At 49.6% G+C, this 26,227-nt stretch carries 23 protein-coding genes and 1 pseudogene; 7 read left to right on the top strand and 17 right to left on the bottom strand.

Going from position 1 to position 26,227, the window contains the following annotated elements:
• Nucleotides 1–16: 16 nt before the first annotated feature.
• Nucleotides 17–262, bottom strand: coding sequence for a DUF2164 domain-containing protein (locus P0078_RS01110; protein WP_282932640.1), 246 nt, complete (start codon nt 260–262; stop codon nt 17–19).
• A 187-nt stretch (nt 263–449) separates the two neighbouring features.
• On the opposite strand from P0078_RS01110, the gene P0078_RS01105 reads away from it, so the two are divergent.
• A complete protein-coding gene (locus tag P0078_RS01105; protein WP_282932639.1) occupies nt 450–1,283 on the top strand; it encodes a DUF4349 domain-containing protein in 834 nt (277 codons plus the stop codon).
• Between the two features lie 141 nt (nt 1,284–1,424).
• Here the strand turns inward: P0078_RS01105 and P0078_RS01100 are convergent, their stop codons facing one another.
• From P0078_RS01100 to P0078_RS01075, 6 genes are all read right to left on the bottom strand, one after another.
• Nucleotides 1,425–4,061, bottom strand: coding sequence for a TonB-dependent receptor (locus P0078_RS01100; RefSeq protein ID WP_282932638.1), 2,637 nt, complete (start codon nt 4,059–4,061; stop codon nt 1,425–1,427).
• A 625-nt stretch (nt 4,062–4,686) separates the two neighbouring features.
• Nucleotides 4,687–5,865, bottom strand: coding sequence for a 2-methylaconitate cis-trans isomerase PrpF (gene prpF / locus P0078_RS01095; RefSeq protein ID WP_282932637.1), 1,179 nt, complete (start codon nt 5,863–5,865; stop codon nt 4,687–4,689).
• A gap of 3 nt (nt 5,866–5,868) precedes the next feature.
• Complete coding sequence (gene acnD / locus P0078_RS01090) at nt 5,869–8,466, bottom strand: Fe/S-dependent 2-methylisocitrate dehydratase AcnD (RefSeq protein ID WP_282932636.1); 2,598 nt, start codon at nt 8,464–8,466, stop codon at nt 5,869–5,871.
• Between the two features lie 126 nt (nt 8,467–8,592).
• Nucleotides 8,593–9,720 (bottom strand): bifunctional 2-methylcitrate synthase/citrate synthase, encoded by a 1,128-nt coding sequence (gene prpC, locus P0078_RS01085; RefSeq protein WP_282932635.1) that lies wholly within the window; start codon nt 9,718–9,720, stop codon nt 8,593–8,595.
• An 87-nt stretch (nt 9,721–9,807) separates the two neighbouring features.
• Complete coding sequence (prpB, locus tag P0078_RS01080; RefSeq protein WP_282932634.1) at nt 9,808–10,686, bottom strand: methylisocitrate lyase; 879 nt, start codon at nt 10,684–10,686, stop codon at nt 9,808–9,810.
• 3 nt (nt 10,687–10,689) lie between these two features.
• On the bottom strand, nt 10,690–11,370 hold the full coding sequence (locus tag P0078_RS01075; protein ID WP_282932633.1) for a GntR family transcriptional regulator: 681 nt from the start codon (nt 11,368–11,370) through the stop codon (nt 10,690–10,692).
• A gap of 312 nt (nt 11,371–11,682) precedes the next feature.
• Here P0078_RS01075 and P0078_RS01070 point away from each other — a divergent pair, with 312 nt between their 5' ends.
• Nucleotides 11,683–12,207 carry a DUF2062 domain-containing protein gene (locus P0078_RS01070; RefSeq protein WP_282932632.1) on the top strand — a complete coding sequence of 175 codons (525 nt, stop codon included), beginning with the start codon at nt 11,683–11,685 and terminating at the stop codon, nt 12,205–12,207.
• Here the strand turns inward: P0078_RS01070 and P0078_RS01065 are convergent.
• The 6 genes and pseudogenes from P0078_RS01065 to P0078_RS01045 all read right to left on the bottom strand — a co-directional run bounded on the left by P0078_RS01065 (nt 12,204) and on the right by P0078_RS01045 (nt 17,517).
• Nucleotides 12,204–12,467 (bottom strand): hypothetical protein, encoded by a 264-nt coding sequence (locus P0078_RS01065; protein ID WP_282932631.1) that lies wholly within the window; start codon nt 12,465–12,467, stop codon nt 12,204–12,206. The two genes, P0078_RS01070 and P0078_RS01065, sit on opposite strands and share 4 nt — an antisense overlap.
• A gap of 157 nt (nt 12,468–12,624) precedes the next feature.
• A complete protein-coding gene (locus tag P0078_RS01060; protein ID WP_282932630.1) occupies nt 12,625–13,884 on the bottom strand; it encodes a lipoprotein-releasing ABC transporter permease subunit in 1,260 nt (419 codons plus the stop codon).
• On the bottom strand, nt 13,877–14,629 hold the full coding sequence (gene lolD, locus P0078_RS01055; protein ID WP_282932629.1) for a lipoprotein-releasing ABC transporter ATP-binding protein LolD: 753 nt from the start codon (nt 14,627–14,629) through the stop codon (nt 13,877–13,879). Before lolD ends, P0078_RS01060 begins: the two co-directional genes overlap by 8 nt.
• Before the next feature lie 61 nt (nt 14,630–14,690).
• Nucleotides 14,691–15,137: an FtsX-like permease family protein gene (locus tag P0078_RS24390; protein WP_353057032.1), complete on the bottom strand. Its 447-nt coding sequence runs from the start codon at nt 15,135–15,137 to the stop codon at nt 14,691–14,693.
• Nucleotides 15,113–15,931 carry an ABC transporter permease gene (locus tag P0078_RS01050; RefSeq protein ID WP_353057031.1) on the bottom strand — a complete coding sequence of 273 codons (819 nt, stop codon included), beginning with the start codon at nt 15,929–15,931 and terminating at the stop codon, nt 15,113–15,115. The genes P0078_RS24390 and P0078_RS01050 overlap by 25 nt, the downstream gene beginning before the upstream one ends.
• A gap of 51 nt (nt 15,932–15,982) precedes the next feature.
• A pseudogene (locus P0078_RS01045) lies at nt 15,983–17,517 on the bottom strand (alpha/beta hydrolase).
• Nucleotides 17,518–17,879: 362 nt separating this feature from the next.
• Between P0078_RS01045 and P0078_RS01040 the strand changes: the two are divergent.
• The 3 genes from P0078_RS01040 to asnS all read left to right on the top strand — a co-directional run bounded on the left by P0078_RS01040 (nt 17,880) and on the right by asnS (nt 20,416).
• Nucleotides 17,880–18,176, top strand: coding sequence for a hypothetical protein (locus tag P0078_RS01040; protein WP_282932628.1), 297 nt, complete (start codon nt 17,880–17,882; stop codon nt 18,174–18,176).
• 160 nt (nt 18,177–18,336) lie between these two features.
• Complete coding sequence (locus P0078_RS01035; protein ID WP_282932627.1) at nt 18,337–18,810, top strand: L,D-transpeptidase family protein; 474 nt, start codon at nt 18,337–18,339, stop codon at nt 18,808–18,810.
• A gap of 199 nt (nt 18,811–19,009) precedes the next feature.
• Nucleotides 19,010–20,416 (top strand): asparagine--tRNA ligase, encoded by a 1,407-nt coding sequence (gene asnS / locus P0078_RS01030; protein ID WP_282932626.1) that lies wholly within the window; start codon nt 19,010–19,012, stop codon nt 20,414–20,416.
• A 46-nt stretch (nt 20,417–20,462) separates the two neighbouring features.
• Here the strand turns inward: asnS and P0078_RS01025 are convergent, their stop codons facing one another.
• Nucleotides 20,463–22,424, bottom strand: coding sequence for a GMC family oxidoreductase (locus tag P0078_RS01025; RefSeq protein ID WP_282932625.1), 1,962 nt, complete (start codon nt 22,422–22,424; stop codon nt 20,463–20,465).
• Between the two features lie 686 nt (nt 22,425–23,110).
• Here P0078_RS01025 and P0078_RS01020 point away from each other — a divergent pair.
• Nucleotides 23,111–23,488 carry a hypothetical protein gene (locus tag P0078_RS01020; protein ID WP_282932624.1) on the top strand — a complete coding sequence of 126 codons (378 nt, stop codon included), beginning with the start codon at nt 23,111–23,113 and terminating at the stop codon, nt 23,486–23,488.
• A 78-nt stretch (nt 23,489–23,566) separates the two neighbouring features.
• On the opposite strand, the gene P0078_RS01015 is transcribed toward P0078_RS01020, so the two are convergent.
• On the bottom strand, nt 23,567–24,250 hold the full coding sequence (locus tag P0078_RS01015; RefSeq protein ID WP_282932623.1) for a hypothetical protein: 684 nt from the start codon (nt 24,248–24,250) through the stop codon (nt 23,567–23,569).
• Nucleotides 24,251–24,629: 379 nt separating this feature from the next.
• Between P0078_RS01015 and P0078_RS01010 the strand changes: the two genes are divergently transcribed.
• A complete protein-coding gene (locus P0078_RS01010) occupies nt 24,630–24,899 on the top strand; it encodes a DUF1330 domain-containing protein (RefSeq protein ID WP_282932622.1) in 270 nt (89 codons plus the stop codon).
• Between the two features lie 126 nt (nt 24,900–25,025).
• On the opposite strand, the gene P0078_RS01005 is transcribed toward P0078_RS01010, so the two are convergent.
• Nucleotides 25,026–25,511 carry a GNAT family N-acetyltransferase gene (locus P0078_RS01005; RefSeq protein ID WP_282932621.1) on the bottom strand — a complete coding sequence of 162 codons (486 nt, stop codon included), beginning with the start codon at nt 25,509–25,511 and terminating at the stop codon, nt 25,026–25,028.
• Between the two features lie 190 nt (nt 25,512–25,701).
• Nucleotides 25,702–26,097: a DUF3224 domain-containing protein gene (locus tag P0078_RS01000; RefSeq protein ID WP_282932620.1), complete on the bottom strand. Its 396-nt coding sequence runs from the start codon at nt 26,095–26,097 to the stop codon at nt 25,702–25,704.
• Nucleotides 26,098–26,227: the final 130 nt, after the last annotated feature.

The following is a 26,227-nucleotide window of genomic DNA, read 5'->3' as shown; positions in this document are numbered from 1 at the left end:
AACAGGTGCAATAATTCTAGTCGACAGGCTTTTCTATCTCATAAATTGCATCAGAAATGTCCTCCAACTTAGAGGACACTATTACCTGAGCATCATGTAAACCCTGATTATAAAATCCGGCTCCCATCTCCTTTGCAAGAAAATCAATAAAGAACTCCGCTTCAAAACCGCCAATTTCCAGCTCAAATTCTTTAGACAAATAACCCCTAACCTTTTCGATTAGCTCTGATTTCCGTCTTTCTTCCAGCTCTATTGTAGACATTATCTATTTTCCACCAATACACAGATTCAGAACAAACACTCAGACTCGTAGGAGAATAACACAAATCTTGAGTCTCCTTAATGAAACCCAAATGAGCAGCATACACACCGACGTCAACCTTTATCAGCAAACCGAACGATGCTAGATTCAAATCTATTCGGATTAACTAAAATCAAACAGGATCCAAATGAGACTCTTTAACTACTTACTTGCCCTTCTTATATTGGGCAGTAACTACGGTTGCTCAGAATCAGGCAGCGAAAATTCAGTAACCTCATATAACAATGCTCGCGCCTCCAGTAAGGTAGTTGCAGATATCCGGTTCCCGGAAACTATTTCAGGGGGCAATCAAGGTGGGCGAAGTCAATATATTGCTTACGAACACTTCCTGACAACTGAGCTACCTGCTGAAGAGGTTAAACCTGTATTCCATAAGCTCCAATTTCTCTGCCAGCAAGAGATGGAGAAAGAAAGCACAATATTGCATTCTAGTCTCAGTAATGATGAAAAGCCCTACGGAAGGATCCACTTTAGAATCCACCCCAACGGGGTCGACAAAATCATTGATCTGGCATCAGAGCAAGGAGGAGTGATACAGCGAGAAACCAAAGCAGAAGATTTACAAGATGTCATTATCGACAACCAAAAGCGCCTTGAAATGTTACTCCAGTATCAGTCGAGGCTTGTAGAGCTGGAACAAAAATCTGCCAGTGACATCGATACTCTAATCAAGGTTGCTGAAAAGTTAGCATCGGTACAATCTGATATTGAGTATTTACAGGGAAAAAAAGCTAAACTGTTCAAGCGAACTCAGATGGATGTGGTTCAAATTGAGTTGTACTCAAAATCCTACACCCCTTTCTGGGCTCCCATATCAGACTCCCTATCTCATTTTGGTGAAAACTTGTCTGACGGGCTATCTGAGGCAATCACTGCAATCGCATACCTTTTACCTTGGACTCTTATCACCCTATTTTTATTTTATATGATTCGCATAATTTGGCGTAAAACCAGAGCCTAGCTACTCACATAATTCCAAGATACTTGTATGTCTTAACAGGGCTAAAGAACTCGTAAGAAGCTTTGACACCACAGGCGAGATATAAAAAAGCCGGACCATTTAAAATGATCCGGCTTTTTGTTATGGACTAGCAGTAACTACTTAGAAGTTGTAGTTAAAGCGCACACCGTAGCTCATTGGGGTAGAGAATGGACCAGATACCAGACCATCACTTCCATCTGCGTAGTACGGAACAACTTCGTCAGTCAGGTTGTTGCCATAGGCTTCAACATTCCACTGATCGTCCGGGCTTACGTACTTCACAGAAGCATTGACCATCCAGAATGCATCACGACTATCATCGTAGGCCGAAGTATCACCAACCGGGAACTCATGCTTGTCAACGTTCCAGTAGGTCAAGTAAGACTCGTCTTCCCAGTGAATACCAACAAACGGAATAATTGCACCACCGTGAGCCAGCTCAAAGGTGTGATCGTAATTGATGGTGAAGCTGAATTCCGGTGATACCGGCAGCTCATTACCCTTCAAGTTACGGTATAGCTCCTCGTTACTATTGTCGTGAGCTGCACCCCAGTCATCAATTTCAAACAAAGATTGGTTATTGAAGTTCCAGCGGTTCCAGAAATCAGAGGTAATTTCTGTTTTCATCCAAGTGGCAAAACCACTAATTCTGCCATTCGGATAGGGAGCCCAGTCAAACTCAAACTCCATACCCATTATTTCTGCTCTAGCAGCATTTTTCGTCAGATAGATAACATAGGGCTCAGTAGTGATATCACCCGTCAAGTTACCTTCGTCATCCCGTTCCTCAACATAGTAAGTATACGCAGTATCCGGTGCGGCAAGCTGCATATCTTTATATTGAGAGAAGAAGAAAGTATTAGCAAGATTTAAGCGGCCATCAAGGAAGGTACCTTTAGCACCAAATTCCCAGGTAACAACCGATTCTTCATCGTAGTTGGTATCGTAGGTTCCAGCTACTACTCGATTGCCATCCTCATCATAAATATACTCAGCGGTATCTGGGTCTTGCTCGTATTGATAAATAACGTCACCCAAACCACCAGACTTAAATCCAGTTGCAACATAGGCATAAAGCATAACGTCATCAGTTAGATCGTAATCCAAGCCGATGCGATAATCCGCATTGCTCCATGTATCACTAGTATCATTGTAGGTTTCTACAGTGTAGATCGAGTCGTCAGCAAAGTAACCTGTTGAGAGAGTATTAAAGGTAGCTTGATCATAAGCCGGGAAGCAGCCATATTCATCAGCGCCCCATTCTATGGACCAATCACGGGTACAACTTAAATTGTTGCCGCCCTCATCGCTCTTCTTATCCTGAGTGTAGCGTCCGCCCAGTGTTAGGTGGATTGTATCGGTAAGACTGTAAGTTGCCTGAGCAAATGCGCCACTAGCCTCAACAGTTCTATCTGGCTGGCGCCAGAAAACGGCATTATCCAGTGAAGCCAAGAAGTAACCATTAAGGTCATTGGTCTCATGGAAATAGAACAGGCCAGTGATCCATTGAAGTGGAGCATCATCGGTAGATTGGAGCTGCAGCTCGTGGGAGTATGAAACATTTTCTGCATCAGTGATGCTCATGCTCATGTCCCAGGTATTTCGACCTGCATCAACATCGATCAGGTTACTGCGGTTTTGTACTGCATAGCCAGTGTTGTACACAAATGCCATGCTATCGCTAAAGTCCCAGCGGAAGTTGGAACGGAATGCACTCATGGTAAGATCAAGTTCACCAGGAACATTCACAGCTACAGTGTATTCATCCGCACCGGAACCGTAATAAGTTTCGCAATTTACGCCATCATCGCGCTCATCAGCTTTATCACAGTCAATGGTATTAATACCACCGGCACTTTTGTCCTCATAATGCTCAACTACGGCATACCAGGAAATATCTTCACTTGGTTCCCACAGGGCACCAATACGTACGGCTTGCTGGTCAACATTCCCGTAGAAGTCATCTGCATCAGCCCTTACCAGGGAAACATCCTCAGATGCCCACCAGTTTCCATTTTGGGTAAAAGTGCGTTCTGCATCGTCGGAAAGAGTAGATGCACCAAGGCTATCAGCATCAATATAACGATTGTCGTACTGGTTAGCATCGTAATAACCAGTCAGGTAGGAATCACGAGTTTCATCCATAAAGGATGCGCGAAGTGCGAAGGTGTCAGAAACCGGGATATTGATAACACCCTTAACCAGCTCTTGATTCCAACGGCCAAGTTCAACACCGACAGAACCTTCAAATTCGTCAATTACCGGTCTTTTGGAGATAACGTTGATGGCACCTACTGTGGAGTTGCGTCCATATAGAGTACCCTGCGGCCCTCGCATGGCTTCAACCCTTTCGGAGTCAAACATCATTGCCATTGCGGACTGCGGACGTGCAGAGTAAATACCGTCAAAGTGCAGGCCTACCGCCGGATCGCCAAGTTCACTGGTATTAGTAGAGCGCACGCCGCGCATAGAAATTACTGGGGAGGACTGGGAGGCATCGTAGCCAATATCCACGTTGGGGATAGTGTTGCCCAGATCTTTTACATTCTTAATACCCTGGCGATCAAGCTCTTCTTGCGTAAATGCACTGATCGCTACGGGGGTATCCATCAAATTGGTTTCGCGCTTGGTTGCGGTAACCGTTACTTCTTCCAGCGCCCAATCGTCATCCTGTTGGCTATCTTCCTGAGCCCAAGCCGACACTACCGCGACATTTGCCATTGCAATTGCAAAGGTAAGTGGTTTTTTAATTCTCATTGATGTCTCTCCAATCTGCTGCAAAAGGAAAGCCACATTTATTTTTTAATGAATGGCCATCCCATAGGGCCGTCGGCAGTACGGCGGCTAGGCTAAAATCTCAAAAAGAAGGGACGTTAGAAACTCAGATACGATAGAGCGGATCGCGACTAGGACAAAGAGGACTAGTTCACAATTTGTTGTCACTAGTTGCGACCAGCAAGTCAAATAAGTACCGAAACCGTAGGATTCATACACCAGCTTTCTACGAATATTGGGAGTTTTTTAGAGAATATCTGCTTGCTTACCCAACGCCTCGCATCCCAGCAGCAGGCCTTAAATATACGTACGCTGAGCAATAAAGGCTATATCTAAACAGACCTAGATGTGACTATTAAGGCAAGCCCTGTCTCACAATGATAAAAATACAGCTTTTTCCAAGATAAAAAACTACCTAAAAACATAGGAGAACCGAAAGAAAAGTTGCTGTCAGAATACCTGAAATTTATATTTTCCTATAAAGCTAAATATATGCGGAATATAAAATTTGATTGGAGTAAAAATTTAAAACCGATTCCTAATCAATTTTTAGAGAAGGAAAATAAAAAGGGGCCCAAAGGCCCCCTATAAAGAAATCACTAAAGCCCTAAAAGCTATCGCCAGGTATTCGCACCCAACCTTCCATTAGGATTCGGGCGCTGCGACTCATAATGGCCTTGGTAGCTGTCCACTGACCATCGACCTCTTTGGCTTGAGCACCCACACGTAAGGTACCCGATGGGTGACCGAAGCAAACAGAGTTGCGTTCTCCCCCGCCAGCTGCAAGGTTAACCAAAGTGTCCGGGATCGCCGCAGCGGTGCCAATAGCTACTGCTGCCGTGCCCATCATGGCGTGGTGCAACTTGCCCATAGATAAGGCGCGCACGAGGAGATCAACCTCGGAAGATGCCACTGCCTTGCCACTGGATGCAGCGTAATCCTGCGGTTTAGCGACAAAAGCAACCTTAGGGGTGTGATGGCGATTGGCAGCTTCTTCAATGGTAGAAACTAATCCCATCTTTACCGCACCGTGAACGCGAATGCTCTCAAACATCGCCAGTGCTTTGCTGTCACCGTTAATGGCCTCCTGCAATTCAGTGCCGGTGTAGCCAATATCTTCTGCATTGACGAAAATCGTGGGAATACCGGCATTGATCATGGTGGCCTTGAGCACACCTACATCGGGCACTTCTAAATCGTCGACCAGGTTACCGGTAGGAAACATGGCACCCTCACCGTCGGCAGGGTCCATAAATTCCACTTCCACTTCAGCCGCCGGAAAAGTCACTCCGTCCAGCTCAAAGTCCCCGGTTTCCTGAACTTCACCATTGGTCATAGGTACATGGGCAACAATGGTCTTGCCAATATTGGCCTGCCAGATGCGCACGGTACAGATGCCATTTTCTGGCACTCTGGCGGGCTCTACAAAACCGCTATTGATCGCAAAGGCACCCACGGCGGCAGTGAGATTGCCGCAGTTACCACTCCAATCAACAAACGGCTTATCGATGGAAACCTGACCAAACAGGTAGTTCACATCGTGATCGGCTTTATCGCTGGGCGATAAAATTACCGTTTTGCTGGTGCTTGAAGTAGCGCCACCCATACCGTCAGTCTGCTTACCGTATGGATCCGGGCTGCCAATCACGCGTAGGAGCAAGTTGTCACGGGCCTGCCCCGGCACTTGTGCAACTTCGGGCAGATCTTGCAAGCGGAAAAAAACACCCTTGCTGGTTCCCCCGCGCATATAAGTCGCGGGGATTTTCACTTGAGGAGCAAACTTCATAACTCAGGCCGTCGCTTCTGCTTCGAGGAAGTCTTTGGCAAAGCGCTGCAAAACACCCCCAGCCTCATAAATGGAAACTTCTTCTGCGGTATCCAGACGACATGTAACAGGAGCCTCAATCGTCTCACCATTAGCACGGTGGATAAGCAAGGTCAGCGTGGCATGGGGAGTGCGCTCACCGATTACGTCGAAACTCTCGGTACCATCGACACCCAGGGTTTCACGGGTAGTGCCCGGCTTAAACTCCAACGGCAATACACCCATACCGATCAGGTTGGTGCGATGAATTCGCTCGAAGCCTTCGGCAACAATCACTTCCACACCGGCAAGGCGTACACCTTTCGCAGCCCAGTCACGGGAGGAGCCCTGCCCGTAATCAGCGCCTGCAATGATAATCAGAGGCTGCTTCCGATCCATATAGGTCTCGATGGCTTCCCACATACGGGTAACCTGCCCTTCCGGTTCGACACGAGCCAGGGAGCCCTGACGGACCTCGCCGTTATCATCGCGCACCATTTCGTTGAGTAGCTTCGGGTTGGCAAAAGTTGCACGCTGGGCAGTGAGGTGGTCGCCACGGTGGGTCGCGTAGGAGTTAAAGTCCTCCTCCGGCAATCCCATTTTCGCCAGGTATTCACCGGCAGCACTGCTGGCCAGAATGGCATTGGACGGAGACAGGTGATCGGTAGTGATATTGTCACCCAGCACCGCCAGCGGGCGCATGCCCTTCAAGCTGCGCTCGCCTGCCAGAGCACCTTCCCAATAAGGTGGGCGGCGGATATAGGTGCTCATCGGGCGCCAGTCGTAGAGTGCGTGGCCCTGCTCTTCTGCGGCATCCCGCTCTTCGAACATGGGAATATACACATCGCGGAACTGCTGTGGCTTCACGCTCTGACGTACGATCGCATCGATCTCTTCATCGCTGGGCCAGATATCTTTCAGGGTAATCGGGTTGCCTTCCCCATCGTATCCCAGCGCATCTTTTTCGATATCGAAACGGATGGTACCGGCAATAGCGTAGGCAACGACCAGTGGCGGTGAAGCCAGGAAAGCCTGCTTGGCATAGGGGTGGATACGACCGTCGAAGTTGCGGTTTCCGGACAGGACTGCAGTAGCATACAGATCGCGATCAATCACTTCCTGCTGGATTTTCGGGTCCAGGGCACCGCTCATGCCGTTACAGGTGGTGCAGGCGAAAGCCACTACGCCGAAGCCCATCTGCTCAAGATCCGGTAGCAGGTCGGCCTCTTCCAGATACATTTTTACCGTTTTGGAACCTGGTGCCAGGGAGGACTTGACCCAGGGCTTGCGGGTCAGGCCGAGCTTGTTGGCATTGCGGGCAATCAGGCCTGCGGCAATCATATTGCGCGGGTTACTGGTATTGGTACAGCTGGTAATCGCGGCAATAATCACAGCACCATCGGGCATCTCACCGGCTTTCTCTTCCCAGGCTTTAGCGATACCGCGATTAGCCAGTTCCGAGGCCGGCAACAGCGCGTGGGGGTTGGAGGGGCCAGCAAGGTTACGACCCACTGTATCCAGGTCAAACTCCAGTACGCGCTCGTATTCAGCATCCTTCAAGGTGTCGGACCAGAGGCCCGTTTCCTTGGCAAACTTCTCTACCAAAGCTACCTGCTCATCATCGCGGCCGGTGAGTTTGAGATAGTCGATGGTTTGCTCATCGATAGAGAACATGGCCGCAGTAGCGCCATACTCTGGAGTCATATTGGAAATAGTGGCGCGATCGCCCAGGGTCAGGTTGGAAGCCCCCTCACCGTAAAACTCCAGGTAGGCTCCAACCACGCGCTCGCGGCGCAGGAATTCAGTGAGAGCCAATACCAAGTCGGTACCAGTAATACCCGGCTGCAACTTTCCGGTGAGCTCCACTCCAACAATATGCGGCAGACGCATATAAGAGGCGCGGCCAAGCATCACGCTCTCAGCTTCCAGGCCGCCAACACCCACAGAAATCACACCCAGAGCGTCTACCATCGGCGTGTGGCTGTCGGTACCGACACAGGTATCCGGGAAGGCCACGCCCTCGCGCACCTGCACCACCGGAGACATTTTCTCCAGATTGATCTGGTGCATGATGCCGTTACCGGGGGGAATCACATCGACGTTTTCAAATGCGGTTTTGGTCCAGTTGATAAAGTGGAAGCGGTCTTCGTTACGACGCTCCTCTACCGCACGATTTTTTTCAAAAGCATCCTTCTCAAATCCGGGGTGCTCTACCGCGAGGGAGTGATCCACAATCAACTGGGTGGGAACAACTGGATTTACCTTGGCGGGATCACCGCCTTTATTGGCAATGGCATCGCGCAGACCGGCCAGGTCTACCAGCGCAGTTTGGCCGAGGATGTCGTGGCACACCACTCGGGCTGGAAACCAAGGGAAGTCCAACTCGCGCTTACGCTCAATAATCTGTTTCAGGGAGTCGGTCAGTTTTGCCGGCTCGCAGCGACGCACCAGGTTTTCCGCCAGAATACGTGAGGTATACGGCAGTTTGGCATAGGCTCCGGGCTGGATCGCGTCAACAGCGGCTCGGGTATCGAAATAATCGAGGTCTGTACCGGGCAGTGATTTGCGGTAATCAGTATTCATAGCAGGTAAATCAGTCGAATCTTTTTTTAAAATCGTATCTCTTCTGAGGGTGGCTCCAGGCCACTCACCAAAGGCAACCTGGAGCCGGCACACCGGGTGTGCCTCATTTCAAAAGTGAAATGAAAATTAACCGCGCTCAGCGATTGGAGTTACTGTACGGGGCTCAACACCTACGTACTCCGCACTCGGGCGAATAATGCGGTTATCAGCGCGCTGCTCGAATACATGTGCAGCCCAGCCGGTAACCCGGGACATTACAAAAATCGGGGTAAACAACTTTGTGGGAATACCCATAAAGTGATAAGCGGAAGCGTGGAAGAAGTCTGCATTACAGAACAATTTTTTCTCGCGCCACATCACTTCTTCACAGCGAACAGATACCGGGTACAGCACGGTATCACCAACATCTTCAGCCAACTTTTCAGACCAGCCTTTGATAATCTCATTGCGCGGGTCGGACTCGCGGTAAATGGCGTGGCCGAAACCCATAATCTTCTCTTTGCGCTCCAGCATGCCCAACAGTTCTTTCTCTGCTTCGTCGGGATTGGCGAAACGCTCGATCAGTTCCATTGCCGCTTCGTTGGCACCACCATGCAGAGGACCACGCAGGGTGCCGATAGCACCGGTGATGCAGCTGAACAGATCGGACAAAGTGGAAGCACAAACGCGAGCGGTAAAAGTAGACGCGTTAAATTCGTGCTCTGCATACAGAATCAGGGAAACGTTCATGACCTGCTCGTGCAGTTCATTGGGCTTCTCATCGCGCAGCATATGCAGGAAGTGGCCGCCAATGCTGTCGTCATCGGTTTCAGTTTCGATGCGCACATTGTCGTGGGTGAAACGGTACCAATAGCAGATTATGGAGGGGAATGCGGCCAGCAGGCGATTGGCTTTATCCAACTGCTGGGCGAAGGATTCTTCACCTTCCAGGTTACCCAACATGGAACAACCGGTGCGCATTACATCCATAGGATGGGCATCAGCCGGAATGCGCTCAAGCACTTCTTTTAATGCCTGCGGCAGGCCACGCTTGGCTTTCAGCAGCGCCTTGTATTCCGCCAGCTCTCCCTCAGTGGGTAATTCCCCATAGAAAATCAGGTAGGCCACTTCTTCAAACTCACAGTGCTGGGCCAGATCCTTAATATCGTAACCGCGGTAAGTCAGGCCGGAACCGGATTTGCCCACTGTAGAAAGTGCAGTTTTACCTGCTACCTGGCCGCGCAGACCAGCACCGCCCAATGCTTTCTCTACCATCTTCTTATTTCCCCTGTTGTATACACATTTGCTGTGTTCATCCAATTGAAAGCGCAGCGCCCGGCTTTCGCACCGGGCAGCTTGTCCCTACTTTGTGAAAAGGTCGTCCAGCTTCTGCTCAAACTCGTGGTAATTCAGGTAATCGTACAGCTCCTCACGGGTCTGCATGGTGTCGACAACCGCTTGCTGATCGCCATTTTGCAGGATGCTGGTATAAACATTTTCCGCCGCGCGGTTCATCGCACGGAACGCCGACAGTGGATACAGTACGATATCTGCGCCCGCTTCGCCCAAATCTTTGGCGTTATACAGCTTGGTTTTACCAAATTCGGTAATATTCGCCAAAATCGGCACATTTAGTGCGTCTTTAAAGGCACGGTAGTGCTCAAGTTCAGTAACCGCTTCCGCGAAAATGCCGTCAGCGCCAGCCTCAATACAAGCCTGGGCGCGTTCAATAGCTGCATCGAGCCCTTCCTGTGCAAAGGCATCGGTGCGAGCCATTACAAAGAAATCGTCATCAGTACGGGCATCTACCGCCGCTTTGATACGGTCGACCATCTCCTGCTTGGAAACAATCTCTTTATTCGGGCGATGGCCACAGCGCTTCTGCGCTACCTGATCTTCGATGTGTACCGCAGCGGCACCTGCGCGGATCATCTCTTTAACGGTGCGGGAAATGTTGAAAGCGCCGCCCCAACCAGTATCGATATCCACTAAAAGCGGCAACTCACTGGCAGCAGTTATGCGGCGCACATCCTCCAGTACATTATCGAGACTGGTCATACCCAAGTCCGGCAGACCGTAGGAGGCGTTGGCAACACCGGCGCCAGACAGGTAAATCGCCTTGTGACCAATACGTTCGGCCATAATGGCGGAATAGGCGTTGATGGTACCAACCACTTGCAGCGGTTGATTCTCGGCGAGTGCAGCGCGGAAACGCGCGCCAGCAGAAGGCTTTTGGCTCATGCTCTACCTCAGTTTCTTTTCAATGTTTATTCTCGAGGCGCGGATATGCCGGCGCATTAACAGCTCCGCCAGCTCACCATCCCCAGCCTCAATGGCCTCAATAATATGGTTGTGCTCGCGGAAAGCCCGTTGGGCCCGGGGACTGGCCATCCCCAACTGGTAGCGATACATACGAACACGGTAATAAAGTCGATTGCACAGGGTATCGATCAGAAGATCATTCTTTGATGCCTGCACGATACGGAAATGAAAATCAAAATCCCCTTCCGGCTGGAAGTACGCCTTACCGGCCTGCAGCTCTTCCTGCTGCTCATGGTGATAGAGCATTTGGCGCAGCTCGACCAGGTCTTCCTCGGTGCGCTGTTCCGCTGCTAGACGGCAGGCCATGCCCTCAAGGGCTTCGCGAACTTCATAGAGTTCCAGTAAGCCGCGCTCACTTAACTCTACAACCCGGGCTCCGACATTGACCTTGCGTTCCAGCAGCCCCAAAGACTCCAGGCGCATCACGGCTTCGCGCAAACTCCCGCGACTGGCATTAAAGCGGCGCGCCAGTTCCGGCTCGCTAATTTTGCTGCCAGAGGCAATTTGCCCCTCCACAATTTCAGCGCGCAAAGTCAGAAATAAGCGTTCAGCAAGGCTTTGGCGTTCCTCTGAAGCTGAACCGGCAGTACCAACTACAGTCATGCAAGACCTGGATTGTCGACAATCTTAATGGGGCATGACATTAAATCACCAGCATTCTCTCGTCAACTGCAGGCATCTACGATTAAACATTAAGGATTGTTGACAATAGGGCAAAATAGGTGACTTTCAACAGAGCAGTAGTCTTGCCATGTTTAAGTGGGCATAATAGCGCCCGCGCCAGATGAGCCTGTTCGACTAACGCGAGCGCTCTATGCTTTATTTGGGGCTTAGGGAAAATCCCACAGATAGAATATCCAGGCCTCGGAACAGCGCTTGTTTTAGGCTGCCACCACCCAGGTTACAGACAGAGTTATGCCGAAGAGTATTATCAGGCGATGGCTGCCAAGCCCCGAAGAAGTTAGAGCCAACAATGGCCTCAAATTTCTGGGGACTCTTCTCCACGACCCCAACCTTTTTCATTTGAACCGACACTCAGTCTCGGTCGCATTTGCGGTTGGCGTATTTACCAGCTTCCTCCCTTTGCCAGGGCAAATGGTTATTGCCGCCCTGCTCGCACTTTGGCTGCGCTGCAATCTACCTTTGTCAATGATCCTTGTATGGATCAGTAACCCAATCACCATGCCGGCTATTTTCTTTAGCACTTACAAGCTCGGCGCCTGGGTTCTAGGGGCGCCACCGGTGGATTTCAGCATCGAACTGTCGTGGGAATGGTTGACTAGTGAAGTCGGGAAGATCTGGCTGCCACTATTTACCGGCTCTCTGATTGCCGGGGCATTCTTTGCGACAGTGGCCTATTTTGTCATGCGTGCCCTCTGGCGCTGGCACGTTGTGAAAAGATGGAAATTGCGAATCCAAAGGCGATCAGCGGTCAGTTAACTTTTCCCACTGTAACCCCTCTGCAGGCACCAACAGGCAAAAGCCCCTGAGGCAATTGCCAGCAATGCCTGCAGGTAATACTCGGTAAGAGCACCTAGCACCAGAGCTGCAATAGCTCCAACAAATAAAGCCTTGCGGGCCACCTTAATTTTGGCGGTAGCCGCAGCCAACGCAGCCGCCCACACCACCATAAACGCTGAAAGCACCGCTCCCAGTGAAACAATCCAAATGGGCCAGATCTCCCACCCCCTGCGTAGCAAACTGAACCACTACGCATATCAGGCGGACAAAATACCCGTAGGTACCACCCATTCAGCATCAAGGTAAAACAGGCAGCCAGCACCCAAGCCAAAATTGCGGCGGGCACCGGCAGATATCTTCTGAAAATTGAGACCCTACCCAAAAGCCCAGCCCGACTCACTCATTGCGCAAGGCTGCTGCCGGCTGAACCCGACTGGCCTTAAAGGCCGGATACAAAGTTGCCAGCAAGCTAAGCAGAAAGCCCGCCGCCACAACCAGTGCCACGTCTGCCCATACCAACTGGGACGGCAAATAATCCACGGGATAGACATCAGACTTTAGGAACTGAATGCCGAGCAATGACTCCAGCCCCGCTACCAATTTGGTCACCGTCAGCGAGCCCAACACCCCCAACGCACCACCAACTACAGCCCCCACAAGCCCGACCAGCGCCCCCTGACTCACAAAAGTCAGCAAAATCTGCCGGGTACTGGCCCCCATAGTTCGGAGGATGGCGATATCAGCATGCTTATCGATAACCACCATTACCAAAGTGGAAACCACATTAAAAGCGGCAATCGCAATAATCAGGAAAACCAGTAACCCCACCAGGTTGCGGGACATTTGAATAGCCTGGTAGAGATTGCCGTGGGTTCGGCTCCAATCAGTACCGTAGAAATTGCCCCGAGGCAGGTCTTGCAGAAGACGCCGCATAATCCAGTTGGCCTCGAGCATTTCATTGACCCGTAACTGGACCCCTGCCCCACCGCTACCTCCAGCCAGAGTCCTGGCCTGCTGCCAGGCAACCAGGGCGAGAGATTGATCCAATACAGTGCCAGAGTGAAAAACCTGCGCCACTTTAAATCCAGCAACCCTGGCTGCCTTGCGTGCACCGGTGGCACTATCGTTATTTGGTACAATCAGGGAAAGGTAATCACCCGCCTCAACCCCCAACTTCTCAGCGAGCCCTTTACCCAGAACCACACCCGGTTCAGATGGGTCCAGCAAGGCATCGAAGGATGAGGATTCAAGGAAGTCCCCGATATTGGAGACTTCGGTAATTGTCTCCGGGTTGACCCCCTGCACCAACAGCGGCGTCACTTCAGCCCCACGCCTGGCAAGCGCATTGACCTGCCACACTTCTGCCGCGGAGAGAACCGCAGGGTCGGAAACCAATTGTTGGCGCAACTGGGCCCAATCCACATCAGGGCTCCCGTTGTAAATAGTGACATGGGGCATGATTCCCAGGATTCGCTCGCGCAACTCCCGGTCAAAACCATTCATCACCGACATCACCACAATCATCAAGGCAACACCGAGGATCAAACCAATCATCGATAAACCGGAAATGAATGAGACCAAACCGGCCGAATCGTCATTTCTGCGCTGGGCACCGGCATAGCGAAGCCCAATATAGGCGGGAAGAGGCTTAAACATGATCACCCTGGTGCCAGTCAGCAGTCAGCCGCCCATCGATCAGATGCAGACAGCGATCCAGGGCTGCCGCCAGATCCGGGTCATGGGTAACAATCACAAAGCTAATTCCCATCTCCTGATTCAAGCGATCCATCAATTTATGGATCTCTGCCGCCGTAGCCCGATCCAGATTGCCGGTGGGTTCATCCATCAAAACACAGGCAGGCCTTGTCACCAGTGCCCGGGCAATGGCCACCCGCTGCCGTTCACCGCCAGAAAGCTGTGATGGCTTGTGCCCCATGCGCTCACCCAGGCCTACCGCTGTGAGCATCGCCTCGGCCTCTTTGCGGGCTTCGGCAACTGAACGCTTGCCGATCAGTAATGGCATGGCGACATTTTCCAGGGCGGAAAACTCGTTAAGCAAATGATGAAACTGGTATACAAAACCGAGACTGCTATTTCTCAACCAGCCCCGCTCATTGGCGTTGAGTTCAGCGAGATTCTTACCCGCAACCCAGACCTCACCGGAGCTTGGGGTATCGAGGCCACCAAGCAAGTTGAGCAGTGTCGATTTACCAGAGCCAGAAGCGCCGACGATGGCCAATTTCTCGCCCCGCTTTACCTCAAGCTCAACACCACTCAGAACCTCCAGGTCCCGACCTCCCTGGCGATAATGTTTGCGCAATTGCCGACAAGCCAAAACAGCACCATCCGGGGCCGGAGCTGGCTGCGCTTTTTCCGTATCTATTTCCACTCGACTATTCATCAAACTATTCGCTGTCTCTCAACATCTATAAATCACACCAAAACAGGCCGACTTATATAAATTATTCGTAACGCAAAGCTTCCGCCGGCTCAATCTGTGCCGCTCGCCAGGCAGGAAATATCGTTGCCAGCAGGCTCATACAAATTGCCGCCGCTAACACCACCACCGCATCGCCGACACGGAATTCAGAAGGCAGGTAACTAACAAAGAAAACACGGGGATCAAATATCTTGGCGCCTACCACCGACTCAATCCAGGTCACCATTTCAGTCAGGTTCATCGCTATCACGATACCTAAAACAGCACCGGCGAAAGCGCCGATAATGCCAATGGCACTCCCCTGAATCACAAACACCGCCATAATCTGACGTGAGGTGAGCCCCAATGTTCGCAGCACCGCTATATCGGAGCGCTTATCCGCAACCATCAACACTAATGCGGAGACAATATTAAATGCGGCCACGGCGACAATAATCATCAGCATCAACGTGACAACGGTCTTTTCCATTTTAACTGCCTGGAAAAGACTTCCCTGGGAATCCCCCAATCTTCACCCTGAAAACCCTCGCCCAGCTCATCTGCATAAACAGAAACAAGCCCCAGCGCATTGTCCATATCGTCAAAGCGCAACTGCAGCCCCTGGACCTTACCCGTCATCCGGGTCAGGCGCGCAGCATCTTCAATATTGATCAGCGCGACATTCTGATCCACCTGCGCACCCACAGAGAAAACACCGGCAACCGTGAAACGCTTTGTTCTGGGGAATATACCAGCGGGGGTCACGCTGACTTCTGGCAGGGTCAGTATTACCGAATCTCCAGGAATCACATTGAGCTGATGGGCAAGGATTCGCCCCAGAACCACCCCGTAGCTGCGGGGCTCGAGCAAATCCAGGTTGCCCATCACCATATGCTCACCGACGGTAGAAACCTTGCGCAGCGCTTGCGGTTCCACACCCTGGAACTGGGCACCGTGACTGCTGCCATGAGCACTCAAGAGGGCGTAGCCATTCACAAAAGGGCTGGTCGCTTCGACATGTGGCAGAGCTTCCAACTGCCGTGCAGGTGTCTCCCAGTCCACAAGACCGCCTTCCCGCTCGACAAAGCCGTGAGGTACAACACTTAGTATTCGGGTTTTAAGCTCACGATCGAAGCCGTTCATAACAGAAGCGACAACGATCAACGCAAAAACACCAAGGGCCATCCCCAGTAGAGAAAAGCCATTGATAAAAGAAATAAACTGCTGCCTGCGGCGAGCAGCCACGTAGCGCAGACCAATAAATAGGGGAACAGGTTTTAACATAGGGTTGATTTAAACGGAAAAACGTCAGGAAATCCAAAGATTTAGGCAAGCTTACCGAACGTTGTAAGTCTTGAGCTGAGCCTCCAGACGCTTCAGCGCCTCTTCATCCCACTCCTCTGGCTCCGTTAGAGCGAGCCATGCCAAGGTATATCCCCGCGGGGTATACCGGTGACCAAAAGATAATGGAGCGAGCCCTACATTTAAGTCTGCAAGCAGCTGCAATCCTGTGACCAGCGGGTACCACTCTAGGTCTGGAGACACATCCGGCCCTCTGGGCTGATCCAGCCAGTCGGGCCTTTCCAGCACCCAGCGCACACTGAAAAATACAATGGGATCACTGGCATGCTGAAGAAACGCAATCCTGAACTCCCCCAAGGCTCACGGCCAATATACCCCCCATATTGATTACCAAAACGCACCACCTCCCCTCCCTTAAACTCTGGTAGCCAAGCTGGAGTGCCCGGATCTCGATTCCTGACAATCCGGCTCCATATGCCGACACCAAGGGGCGGCCCAGCCCAGAGAGCCCCGTCAATTGGGTCATCGATAATGTCATAAAAATCGAAGGAATCTTCAGAGAGCTGGGCGCCAAGACTGAGGCCAAACAAGTAAACTCGGGGGCGCTCATTCTCCGGTAACTCGGCCCAATAGTCATAGACAACTTTAAACAGCACCCTTGCCGACTCGATTCCCTCTAAATCGTCCGCCACCAATGCTATTGGGCTAGGCAGGTAAGAGTACTGTGCCGCAACAATAGCTGTATCACCTCGGTATAGAAACTCTAGGGAATTTACGGCACCCGGATCAACCCAGCCGGCACCCGTTGGAGTTGCCACCAACAGAATCTCACGCCTGAATGCACCTACCCTTTTTAGCTCTTCCAGCGCCAACTGAGCGCGCTTTATGGGCGTCGAAGCGCTATCGAGCCCTACGAAAACCCTTATAGGCTGTATTGCGGAACCAGCCACCTCTTGTATCTGCTCCTCTGTCGGCCCAAGCGTTAAGAACCGTCGCCCCTGATTACCAATATCATCCCACTTGATCAGCGAATTGGCGCCGCCAGGAAGGTTGGGGTCCGCCGGTGGGGGAATACTTTGTGCATAAGAATTATCTAGCCGCTGATAGGTCGATGAAATCACATACAATCCTGCTTTCAACAGCACCCCATTAAAAACAGCCCAGTAAAGAAGCACAGCCGCCAACACGCCCACAAGCATCGCCACTCGCTCCGGCACATGCTGCTCCACATAGCGAGTCACCAGGAGGACTATTCGCTGAAACCCTTTTCCTAAGCACCACAACACGAGGAACATGAAGAGCGCAGTCATAGCTACAGTAATCGGTCCTACGGACCCCACCCGCTCCATGCTCATAAGAGCACGGATCGAGTTCTGCCACCTCACTCCCTGCCAAAGAGATAAAAGGATAACCAAGAGACATACAGCCAATACGCTCCGATCAAATAAGCGCCTCTGCCATGGAGAAACCGCCAGATTTGGAATACCCAGATATTTCCAGAGCCAACTAAGAATGACCCCGAAGACATAGCCAACAAAGAACGCTACGCCGGCCAATATTCCTTGCATAAAGTCACTGCGAGGAACAAGGGATGGCGTAAGGGAGAGCGCAAAGCAGATGGAACCAATAAGAAGGCCGAGAATTGAAAAGGTATTAACCAGCCTCATTCTTGTCCGCTCGACAAGCCAAGCATAATAAACAGCCTAGCATAGGCGCCTAGACAACCAGCCAAGTGGTCTTCTGTTCAGCCGCATCAAAATTCGATGTAATAACGCTGCAATAATATAGGTGTCAATTCGTAGCACCTAACATCCCAAAAGGCGCATTTATTTCTATTCTTGACGCCAAAACGTGAAGAAAAACAGGAGCATTGGCGGAAATTCTGTTTTAATGGGACGGCTAATGGAACATCTACATCGGAGAACAAAAAATGTTCAGCAGACTCCGCAGCGGATTGAATTGTCTCGCTGGCTCAATGGCACTACTTCTTACTTTTGGCGCCCAGGCGACAACCATTGAAGTACCCGTAGGCACCCAGGGTGGGGAGCTCACCATTGAAGAAGTCCGTGGGCTTAAAAAACATGATGTGACCTCACGCCTGGGAGAACCCCTTGGTATTGAGGGGCCAATTGGCGAACCGGCTATCACGCGCTGGGAATACGGCGAGTTCTACGTTTTCTTTGAGCAGGACACCGTCCTACACACAGTGAAAAAGCCCAGCGGCTGATCTAGCGCATCCTGGCAGGCACTCAACTGAAGCTGCCTGCCTTATCCAAAGTAAAACGCCCCACCCTAGCGGCAAGGTAATTCAGCCCCGCTTTTTGCTGATTCGGAAAATTTATATCACAGTAACCTGAAGCAACCACCTCCAACTGGAGTTACAAGCTGTGCGCTACATCACCATTCTGCTTTTTGTATTAACCACCATTGCCCAGGCTGAAGTCACCCTGGTGGAAGTGATTAAGTCCGAAAACAAAATGCACTTGCTCGATGGTGACAAGGTTATAAAGAGCTACCATGTAGCCTTCGGCGGGCAACCCCAAGGACACAAGCAGCAGGAAGGCGATGAAAAAACCCCCGAGGGACACTACACGCTGGACTACAAAAAAGAAGACTCCTCTTATTATCGGGCAATGCATATCTCCTACCCCAATGCCGAAGACCGCGCTCAAGCTGAGGCTCGGGGAGTTTCGCCAGGTGGCTTCATTATGGTCCATGGCCAGCGCAATCGACTCGGCTGGCTCGCTCCAATCACCCAACGTTTTAACTGGACTGATGGTTGCATTGCCCTTACCAATGACGAGATGGATGAGTTTATGACTCTCGTAAAAATCGGCACCCCCATTGCAATCCGCTGGTGAGACATCACCAATATAGAGGCCATAACAGCTCTTCAAAGTCCTTAGGGAGATTTTGAAGAGCTGCCCGATAGCCAAGGGACTGGATTTCCCCTCTACAACCAGTCAATATGCCCGCCGTAACTTCACCTTGGTGGGGTGGTCAACTTTTAGGCAAGCTGACAGAACACCACCTTCCGGACTAATGAGAAACCGATAGAAAATGACAGTAAAAGTCGAATCCGTAGATAGCCTATTGAAATCCAGCGGTCGCGAGGGCGAAGAAGTCCGCGTTCAAGGCTGGATCAGAACCCGCCGCGACTCCAAAGCCGGCCTCTCTTTCCTGGCCGTACACGACGGCAGCTGCTTTGATCCGATCCAGGTCGTTGCTGAGAATCACCTGCACAATTACCAGTCAGAAGTGCAGCGCCTGACTACCGGCTGCGCGGTAGATATCCTCGGTACCATCAAACCATCCGAAGGCAAGGGACAGTCTATCGAACTGCTCGCCACCGAAGTCCAGGTTGTCGGCTGGGTGGAAGACCCGGATACTTATCCCATGTCCCCCAAGCGCCATACTATGGAGCACTTGCGCGAACACGCTCACCTGCGCCCGCGCACCAATGTCAGTGGTGCCGTAGCCCGCGTACGTAACTGTATCGCCCAAGCGATCCACCGTTTTTATCACGAGAACGGCTTCCTCTACGTGCACACCCCAATTCTCACTGCTTCTGACTGTGAAGGTGCCGGGGAGATGTTCCGGGTCAGCACCCTGGATATGGAGAACTTGCCGCGTACAGATAAAGGTGCGGTGGACTACAGCAAGGACTTCTTCGGTGAAGAGAGCTTCCTCACTGTATCCGGCCAGCTGAATGTTGAGAGCTACTGCCTGGCCATGTCCAAGGTGTACACCTTCGGCCCCACCTTCCGTGCAGAAAACTCCAATACCACTCGCCACCTGGCAGAGTTCTGGATGGTTGAGCCGGAAGTTGCCTTTGCAGACCTGGCAGATGTAGCCGATCTCTCCGAGCAAATGCTGAAGTATGTATCCAAGGCGGTACTGGAAGAGCGCGCCGATGATATGGCCTTCTTTGCCCAGCGCATCGACAAGGAGGCTATCAGCCGCCTGGAGAATATCGTCGACAACGATTTCGCCCGCATCAACTACTCCGAAGCGATTGAAATCCTGGAAAGCTGCAAAGAGAAGTTCGAGTTCCCCGTATCCTGGGGTATTGATCTGGCCTCTGAGCATGAGCGTTACCTGGCAGAGAAGCACTTCAAAAAGCCAGTTATCGTGATGAACTATCCGAAGGATATTAAAGCCTTCTACATGCGCATGAACGACGATGGTAAAACCGTTGCCGCAATGGACGTTCTGGCACCGGGAATCGGCGAAATTATCGGCGGCGCCCAACGTGAAGAGCGTTTGGAGAAGCTCGATGAGCGTATGGATGAAATGAATGTACCCAAGGAACACCTGGACTGGTACCGCGACCTGCGCCGCTACGGCACCGTGCCTCATGCGGGCTTTGGCCTGGGCTTTGATCGCATCGTGTCCTACGTGACCGGCATGGGCAACATCCGCGATGTAATCCCCTTCCCGCGCACACCGAAGAACATCTCGTTCTAAATAAAAAGCCCCGCAACGCGGGGCTTTTTATTTCACACACAAATCTTCAAGCGCTCAACCCAGTTGCTGTAGCAATGATGTCATCGCTCGCTTTTTCACTGATCATATAAACCGGCACTACAATGAAAAAACCGGGGATTCGGGGGAACACCGAAGCGTCCACCACCCTTAAATTATTGGTGCCGTGAACCCGGAATTTACTGTCGACAACTGCCATAGGATCACTGGCAGGTCCCATTTTATTGGAACAGGAAGCGTGATGCCCCCAAGCTTGGTTCTTAACAAAATCGCCAATTTGCTGATCTGACTGAACCTCATTACCGGGTAATAATTCCCTGGAGACCTGCTTGCTCACAATAGGGCCCGACATAATATCCCTGGAGATTTTTACCCCCTCGACAACTGCCTGAAGGTCTTCTCCCAGAGCATCATTACCCTCACCAAAATAGTGGAAATTGATTTCCGGTGTATCTCTGGGATCAGCAGATTGCAGGGTCACACGCCCGGCAGTATTGTTCGTATGGCCTTTCAGTACAATCCAGGAGAAACGGTCTTTGTAGTCCCGCAACGCCTGGGAATACCCAGGAAAGTATCCGTGGAAGTCGGAGGGCACTCCGAAAATAAACAAGTCGGGATCTTCCAACTCCGGTTTGGAACGTTTAACCAGAGACAATACCGGACCATTTCCACTGTAGGGCCCCTGATTGAACCAGCCGTAGCGATAGCGATTTAAGCAGGGATCATTCCCCTCTCCCCAAGTGCAATCTTTAAGAAGGGCAAGATCCTCACTCATCTCACTAACGATTCCGACCTCGTAGCGATCCTGGAGGTTCTCTCCTACCCCAGGCAGATCTACCAAGGGCTCTATGCCGTGATCTCGGAGCTCATGGGCAGGACCAATTCCCGACAACTTGAGAAGTTGCGGGCTATTGAAGGCCCCTCCAGACAAGATGACCTCGCGATTTGCCCGCACTTGCCTTAAGACTCCGGCACTACCACTTTCGTCGTGGTAAGGATCTGCCTTATACAGGCTCGCCCCCTCTAAAAACTCCACCCCAACAGCAGTATTCCCCTCAAACAACACACGAGTTGCCAGTGAATCTGTACGAATATGAAGCAAGTTTGGGTAAATTGATTGAGTATCTAAGAGGTATTCGCGCACACTGGTACGGCGGTTTCGACTATCTGCTGCCATAGGGGCGATAAAAGGCCCTTCTTGGCCACTGGCCACGTCCCAATGATTGATATCCAGGCGAAGATTGCCGCTGATAATTTTTTCCAGGGCCCCTTCGAGCCCATACTTGGCCAGCGCAGCCTGCGCAACTTTCAAGATCGCCGGGTCTTCCAGCAATAACGCGGGGTTGCCGCGATTCGTGGGCAGCCAACCATCAAAACCGTGGCGAGATGGATTGGAGAAAATTGGGCGGGGCACATATTCACAACGCTCTAATCGCTCAAAATATCGCCGCATATTTGCACTATCCCAGGAAATATCTCCTGTATCCCGAGCTATCCGGTCAAAGTCATTGTTATGTGGATAGACTGTAATCAGTGCGTGGTGCGTGGTACAACCACCGATAGTACTCGCCCGTGGGTAGAGGATTCCCTTCCCGGAAACATATTTTTCGTCCAGTTGCTGCTGATTGATATCTGCATAATGCTTAACAAAAAAGTCCCAGCTCAATTTGGGGTCTTCAGACGCGAAGGGGTGCCATGCTGGAATATTATGGGTGTCATCACTGGGGTCGTCAGCACCAGCTTCCAACACCAAAACAGAAAATCCCGCCTTTGCTAAATTTACCGCTAATGGCCCTCCACCCGCACCCGACCCAACAATCACGTAATCATATTGATCATAGAAATTCCGATTCAACATTGAGAGAGCGGAAACCAACCCTGTCGAAGCTGCGCTGGCAGCGATACCTAATTGAACCGCCCCTTTAGTGAAATTTCTACGGCTAATCTTTTTATTAGAAACTCTCTTATCAATCGAATCCTTCTCTTCCATAGTGCCTTATCCATTCTTATAAAGTTCTACCCGAGAGAAGCATTATGCATGCCGGCTTTTTGTAATTGTGTCTTGCGAAGGTTACTTCAGGCTAAAGCTGAACCTAATTACCAACACAAGGATGCATCACATGCCTATAAGCGTATCGATATATAACTTCTTAAATACAAATCAAATAAAGCCCTCTCATTCCACCTTGAGAACCCAAAGAACAACCACCCGAAAGGCATCCAAAAATGACAAACCATTGCGAAGGGAAACAAACAAACTCAAGGACGCATCTCATAGAGAAAAAAAATCAAACAAAACACCCCACACCACCATAGAACAAAAAAATGGAAAAAATTTGAACAATGATTGGGAAGTTTGAGATTTTATGCATTGAAGTAAGTCTACCCACCGATAAATTACTCCGCACAGCAAGTAACAAACTCAACTTACATCCGCAGCTTTCGTGAATTTTCTACACAACAAGTCGCAAAAATATTCTTATCACCCTTATTGAGAACTTAAAACATTGCCCAAAGTATCAATCTATCTATATGATTCAACTACTAAAATTAATTGCGATTTCTGGAATAACAACTAGATTAATAGACACCAAAAAAAAGCGACCCGATTCAGTCAAGAACGCTTAGAAGTATCGGTCATAAGTTTTAGCTGATGACTGTGAGAAGGAGATCAGAATGTCTGGAAAAGAGCTCTATATCACCTACGAAGAACTTTTAAAACTCGAAAACTTTAGAAAACCCAATTCACCCCCAAAAAAACCACAGAACATTGACATCACCCACTTAGATGATATCGAAGTAATCATTGCAAATGGCAAGGGAATTCAGGCCCTCGACAGAGAAGCCATTAATGAGCTACCGCTAACAGGTTGGGTATGCAGATTCCCTGCGCACATTCACCCACCCAAAGGATTAAAATTCATTCAAATCAGCGAGCACATATTTAATATCGCTCCTGCCAGAAATATGCCCCTGCAGAAATTTGAAGCTTTAGTCAAGGAACTCACGATCAGTGCCATCACGATTTTCAAAAAACAAGGTCGAGCAGTCTAATCGTGATACGGATTACGGTCTCTGGCAAAGCGGCATTCTACACAATTGCCGCTTTGCTACGATACGCGAACACTTCTTTCAGGTTATTAATTTTTGAAAATCAATCAATTTCCTGATGTAGGCTCTCATCTGTGGAGTATCAAATTGCCCCTGATACCGATCAGGGTCATTAATTGATCGCCCCCGAATACCAGGACATCCACCAAATCGTATTAGTGTAGAAAACGCAGGCATTAACTGCAGCTCCTCTACAGCTGCTTTAATTTTCAAGTCCAAATGATCTGAATATTCATCCACATATTTGGTAACCACCCCCATCCCCGACAGTGTTTGCGAGCAAACCATATTCCCAACTGTCCCAAACTTGGGAAAACGATGAACCTCTTTAAAATCCACTCTATCGAAGCTAGTTAACAAATTTTTCTTCAACACCAATTCTGCAAACTCCAAATGCTCACCCCTCTTCGGCTTCATACCCGTCACCTGATAATGAAGAGCCTCAAATGGAACAAATAGATTACTCCAACCTTTCTCTATCTTAGACAGGGCATGATTTTTATAAGCCGCCTTTTCCTGATACTTATCAACTGTTTGAAAAACAGAAAGTGCCAGACCAACAACGGCCACCCCTGCCGCCACTCCCCCTACCCGAGTTATTCTTTTTATCCCAACTCGACTTTCATCCCATGTCTTTCCATAGATAGCTATAAGTGCTGCAATTGCAGTTAATGCATGACCTAGAATTGAAATTATTAAATCCATTATATTCTCCCAATCATTCAAACCTCTATTTCTCGTAAGCAAGGGGTATAGAAGTTGCAATACTCCATTATTTTTACTGGACCTCACATAAATTTAAATACAAAAATGGACCAACCAAATAAAAGCACTTAAAAATCACCAATAACATCGAACAAGCCAAGCAATGATTCAATTAGCGCCTTTAGAAGCTTCTTTATCAGATATAACATCAAAAAATCGGCTTTTATTTCTAATCTTTATTTATCTAGTCTAAATTAGGCTTTTTAGGCATAACCACTTATCACAAACAGCTCCTGGAACTTGACCTGAAACGGCTAAGGACTATACCTACTCACGAGAATACAAAATCCGCGCCATACACTGACCAGCTGGTATCCATATGATACATCTATTTATGCACGCAAATGTCAAGGATTACAATGAATGGCACAGAGTACTGGAAGAGTTTATGCCTACCTTAGAGAAGATGGGAGCTACTGCAACATCCGTATATCGTGAAATTGATAATCACCACAATGTAACCGTAATCCATGAATTCCCCTCAAAAGAAGAGGCTATTAATTTTGTTAATAGCGACGAGCTACAGGAGGCAAGGAAAAAGGCTGGCGTTCTCGTAACCCCAAAGATTTGGTATACAGAAAAGCTCTAACTGATTTATGAATGCCCGGATTGAACAAAGAAAAATGGATGTCAATAGTTATATGTCTTACTTAATCAATCCGGGTTACTCTTATCTCTACTAATATCACAATCATAAAATCAATCACTTAAAGGTTCACCTTGGCAAAAATATGCTCATCAAAGTACTTACCCCCTTCCGAACGGAGCAATTCAAAACGCCTTCCAAGTCAAAACCAGCTTTCTGTAGAACTCGCACCGAACCATCATTTCCAGAAAAAACCGAGGCAAAAAGCCTGACAACTTTTCCAGAAGAAAAAATATCACTTGAGAACCTCATCAGAGCTTCCGTTGCAATTCCCTTACCCCAATACTCTTTTGCAATCCAATAACCTATTTCCCCAGAGTGTGAATGCTCAAATTCCTGTTTATACATGCTGATTACTCCACACAAAACACCATCACACTCTATAGCTTTTACAATTCCCACCTCTTTACTACCAACTTCTACCCACCAGGCAGCATCTTCTGCTGTATAGGGGTAGGGTATTCTGGAGGACAGATATTCCAAAACTAATGTATTATTTAAGTACTCAACCAGTAATGGTTCATCGCGCTTAGTCAAATCTCGAAGTTTAACCATATTATTTTCCCTTTTTGAGGAATCCACAGGAGGCAACCTGGAAGCAGGTAAATATTGGGTAAAAGCAACTCAATCGGAAGCTCTTTGACCCTTCTCAATGGGCTGAACATAATGATTTGAAGGGCCTGCAGGCTCGAAAACTCGAGCCCTCACCTTTCTATACAACCAATAAGGTGCAACGCAGAGAAAGCTACCTGTTGAAGGCGTAGTCAAAGTCAAATAAATGCTGCCCATCTTCAACTTTAATGCTCATTTCTCCAGATAATCCGGTAAGTTCACCTGTGCCAGAATCAGGGACAACCTCTAAAACAAGTCGATCCTTACCCTCTTTCATAGTGCCAAAGTGCTGCAGCACAAAAGTTCCCCTTTTACCTCCCAAGGCGCCGACCACTTGCTCTATTGCTACATAGCCCGCAGAGCCTTTGACTGGTGTAACAACACTGAGCATCTCACCTTTACTTTCAGCTGAAAGGTCGCCATGGAAAATTTTATTGATAGACATGCGCCCCAAATTTGAACCCTCAATCCCCTTAGCATAAGGGTCCATAGGCTTTACAGTGACATCAAACTTTCCTGAGATTTTCATACTGGCTCCGTGTGAGTATGGTTAAGACATCGACAATTTTACGACCCCATCTTAGCACCGATAATAGAGATACCATGGGTCGCGCATCTGTTTTCAATAATCTAATCGATTTTACTGTATATAAAAACAG

This window comes from Microbulbifer sp. VAAF005 (assembly GCF_030012985.1).
Classification (GTDB): Bacteria; Pseudomonadota; Gammaproteobacteria; order Pseudomonadales; family Cellvibrionaceae; genus Microbulbifer.
This window is presented reverse-complemented; position numbering and strand designations above follow the sequence as displayed.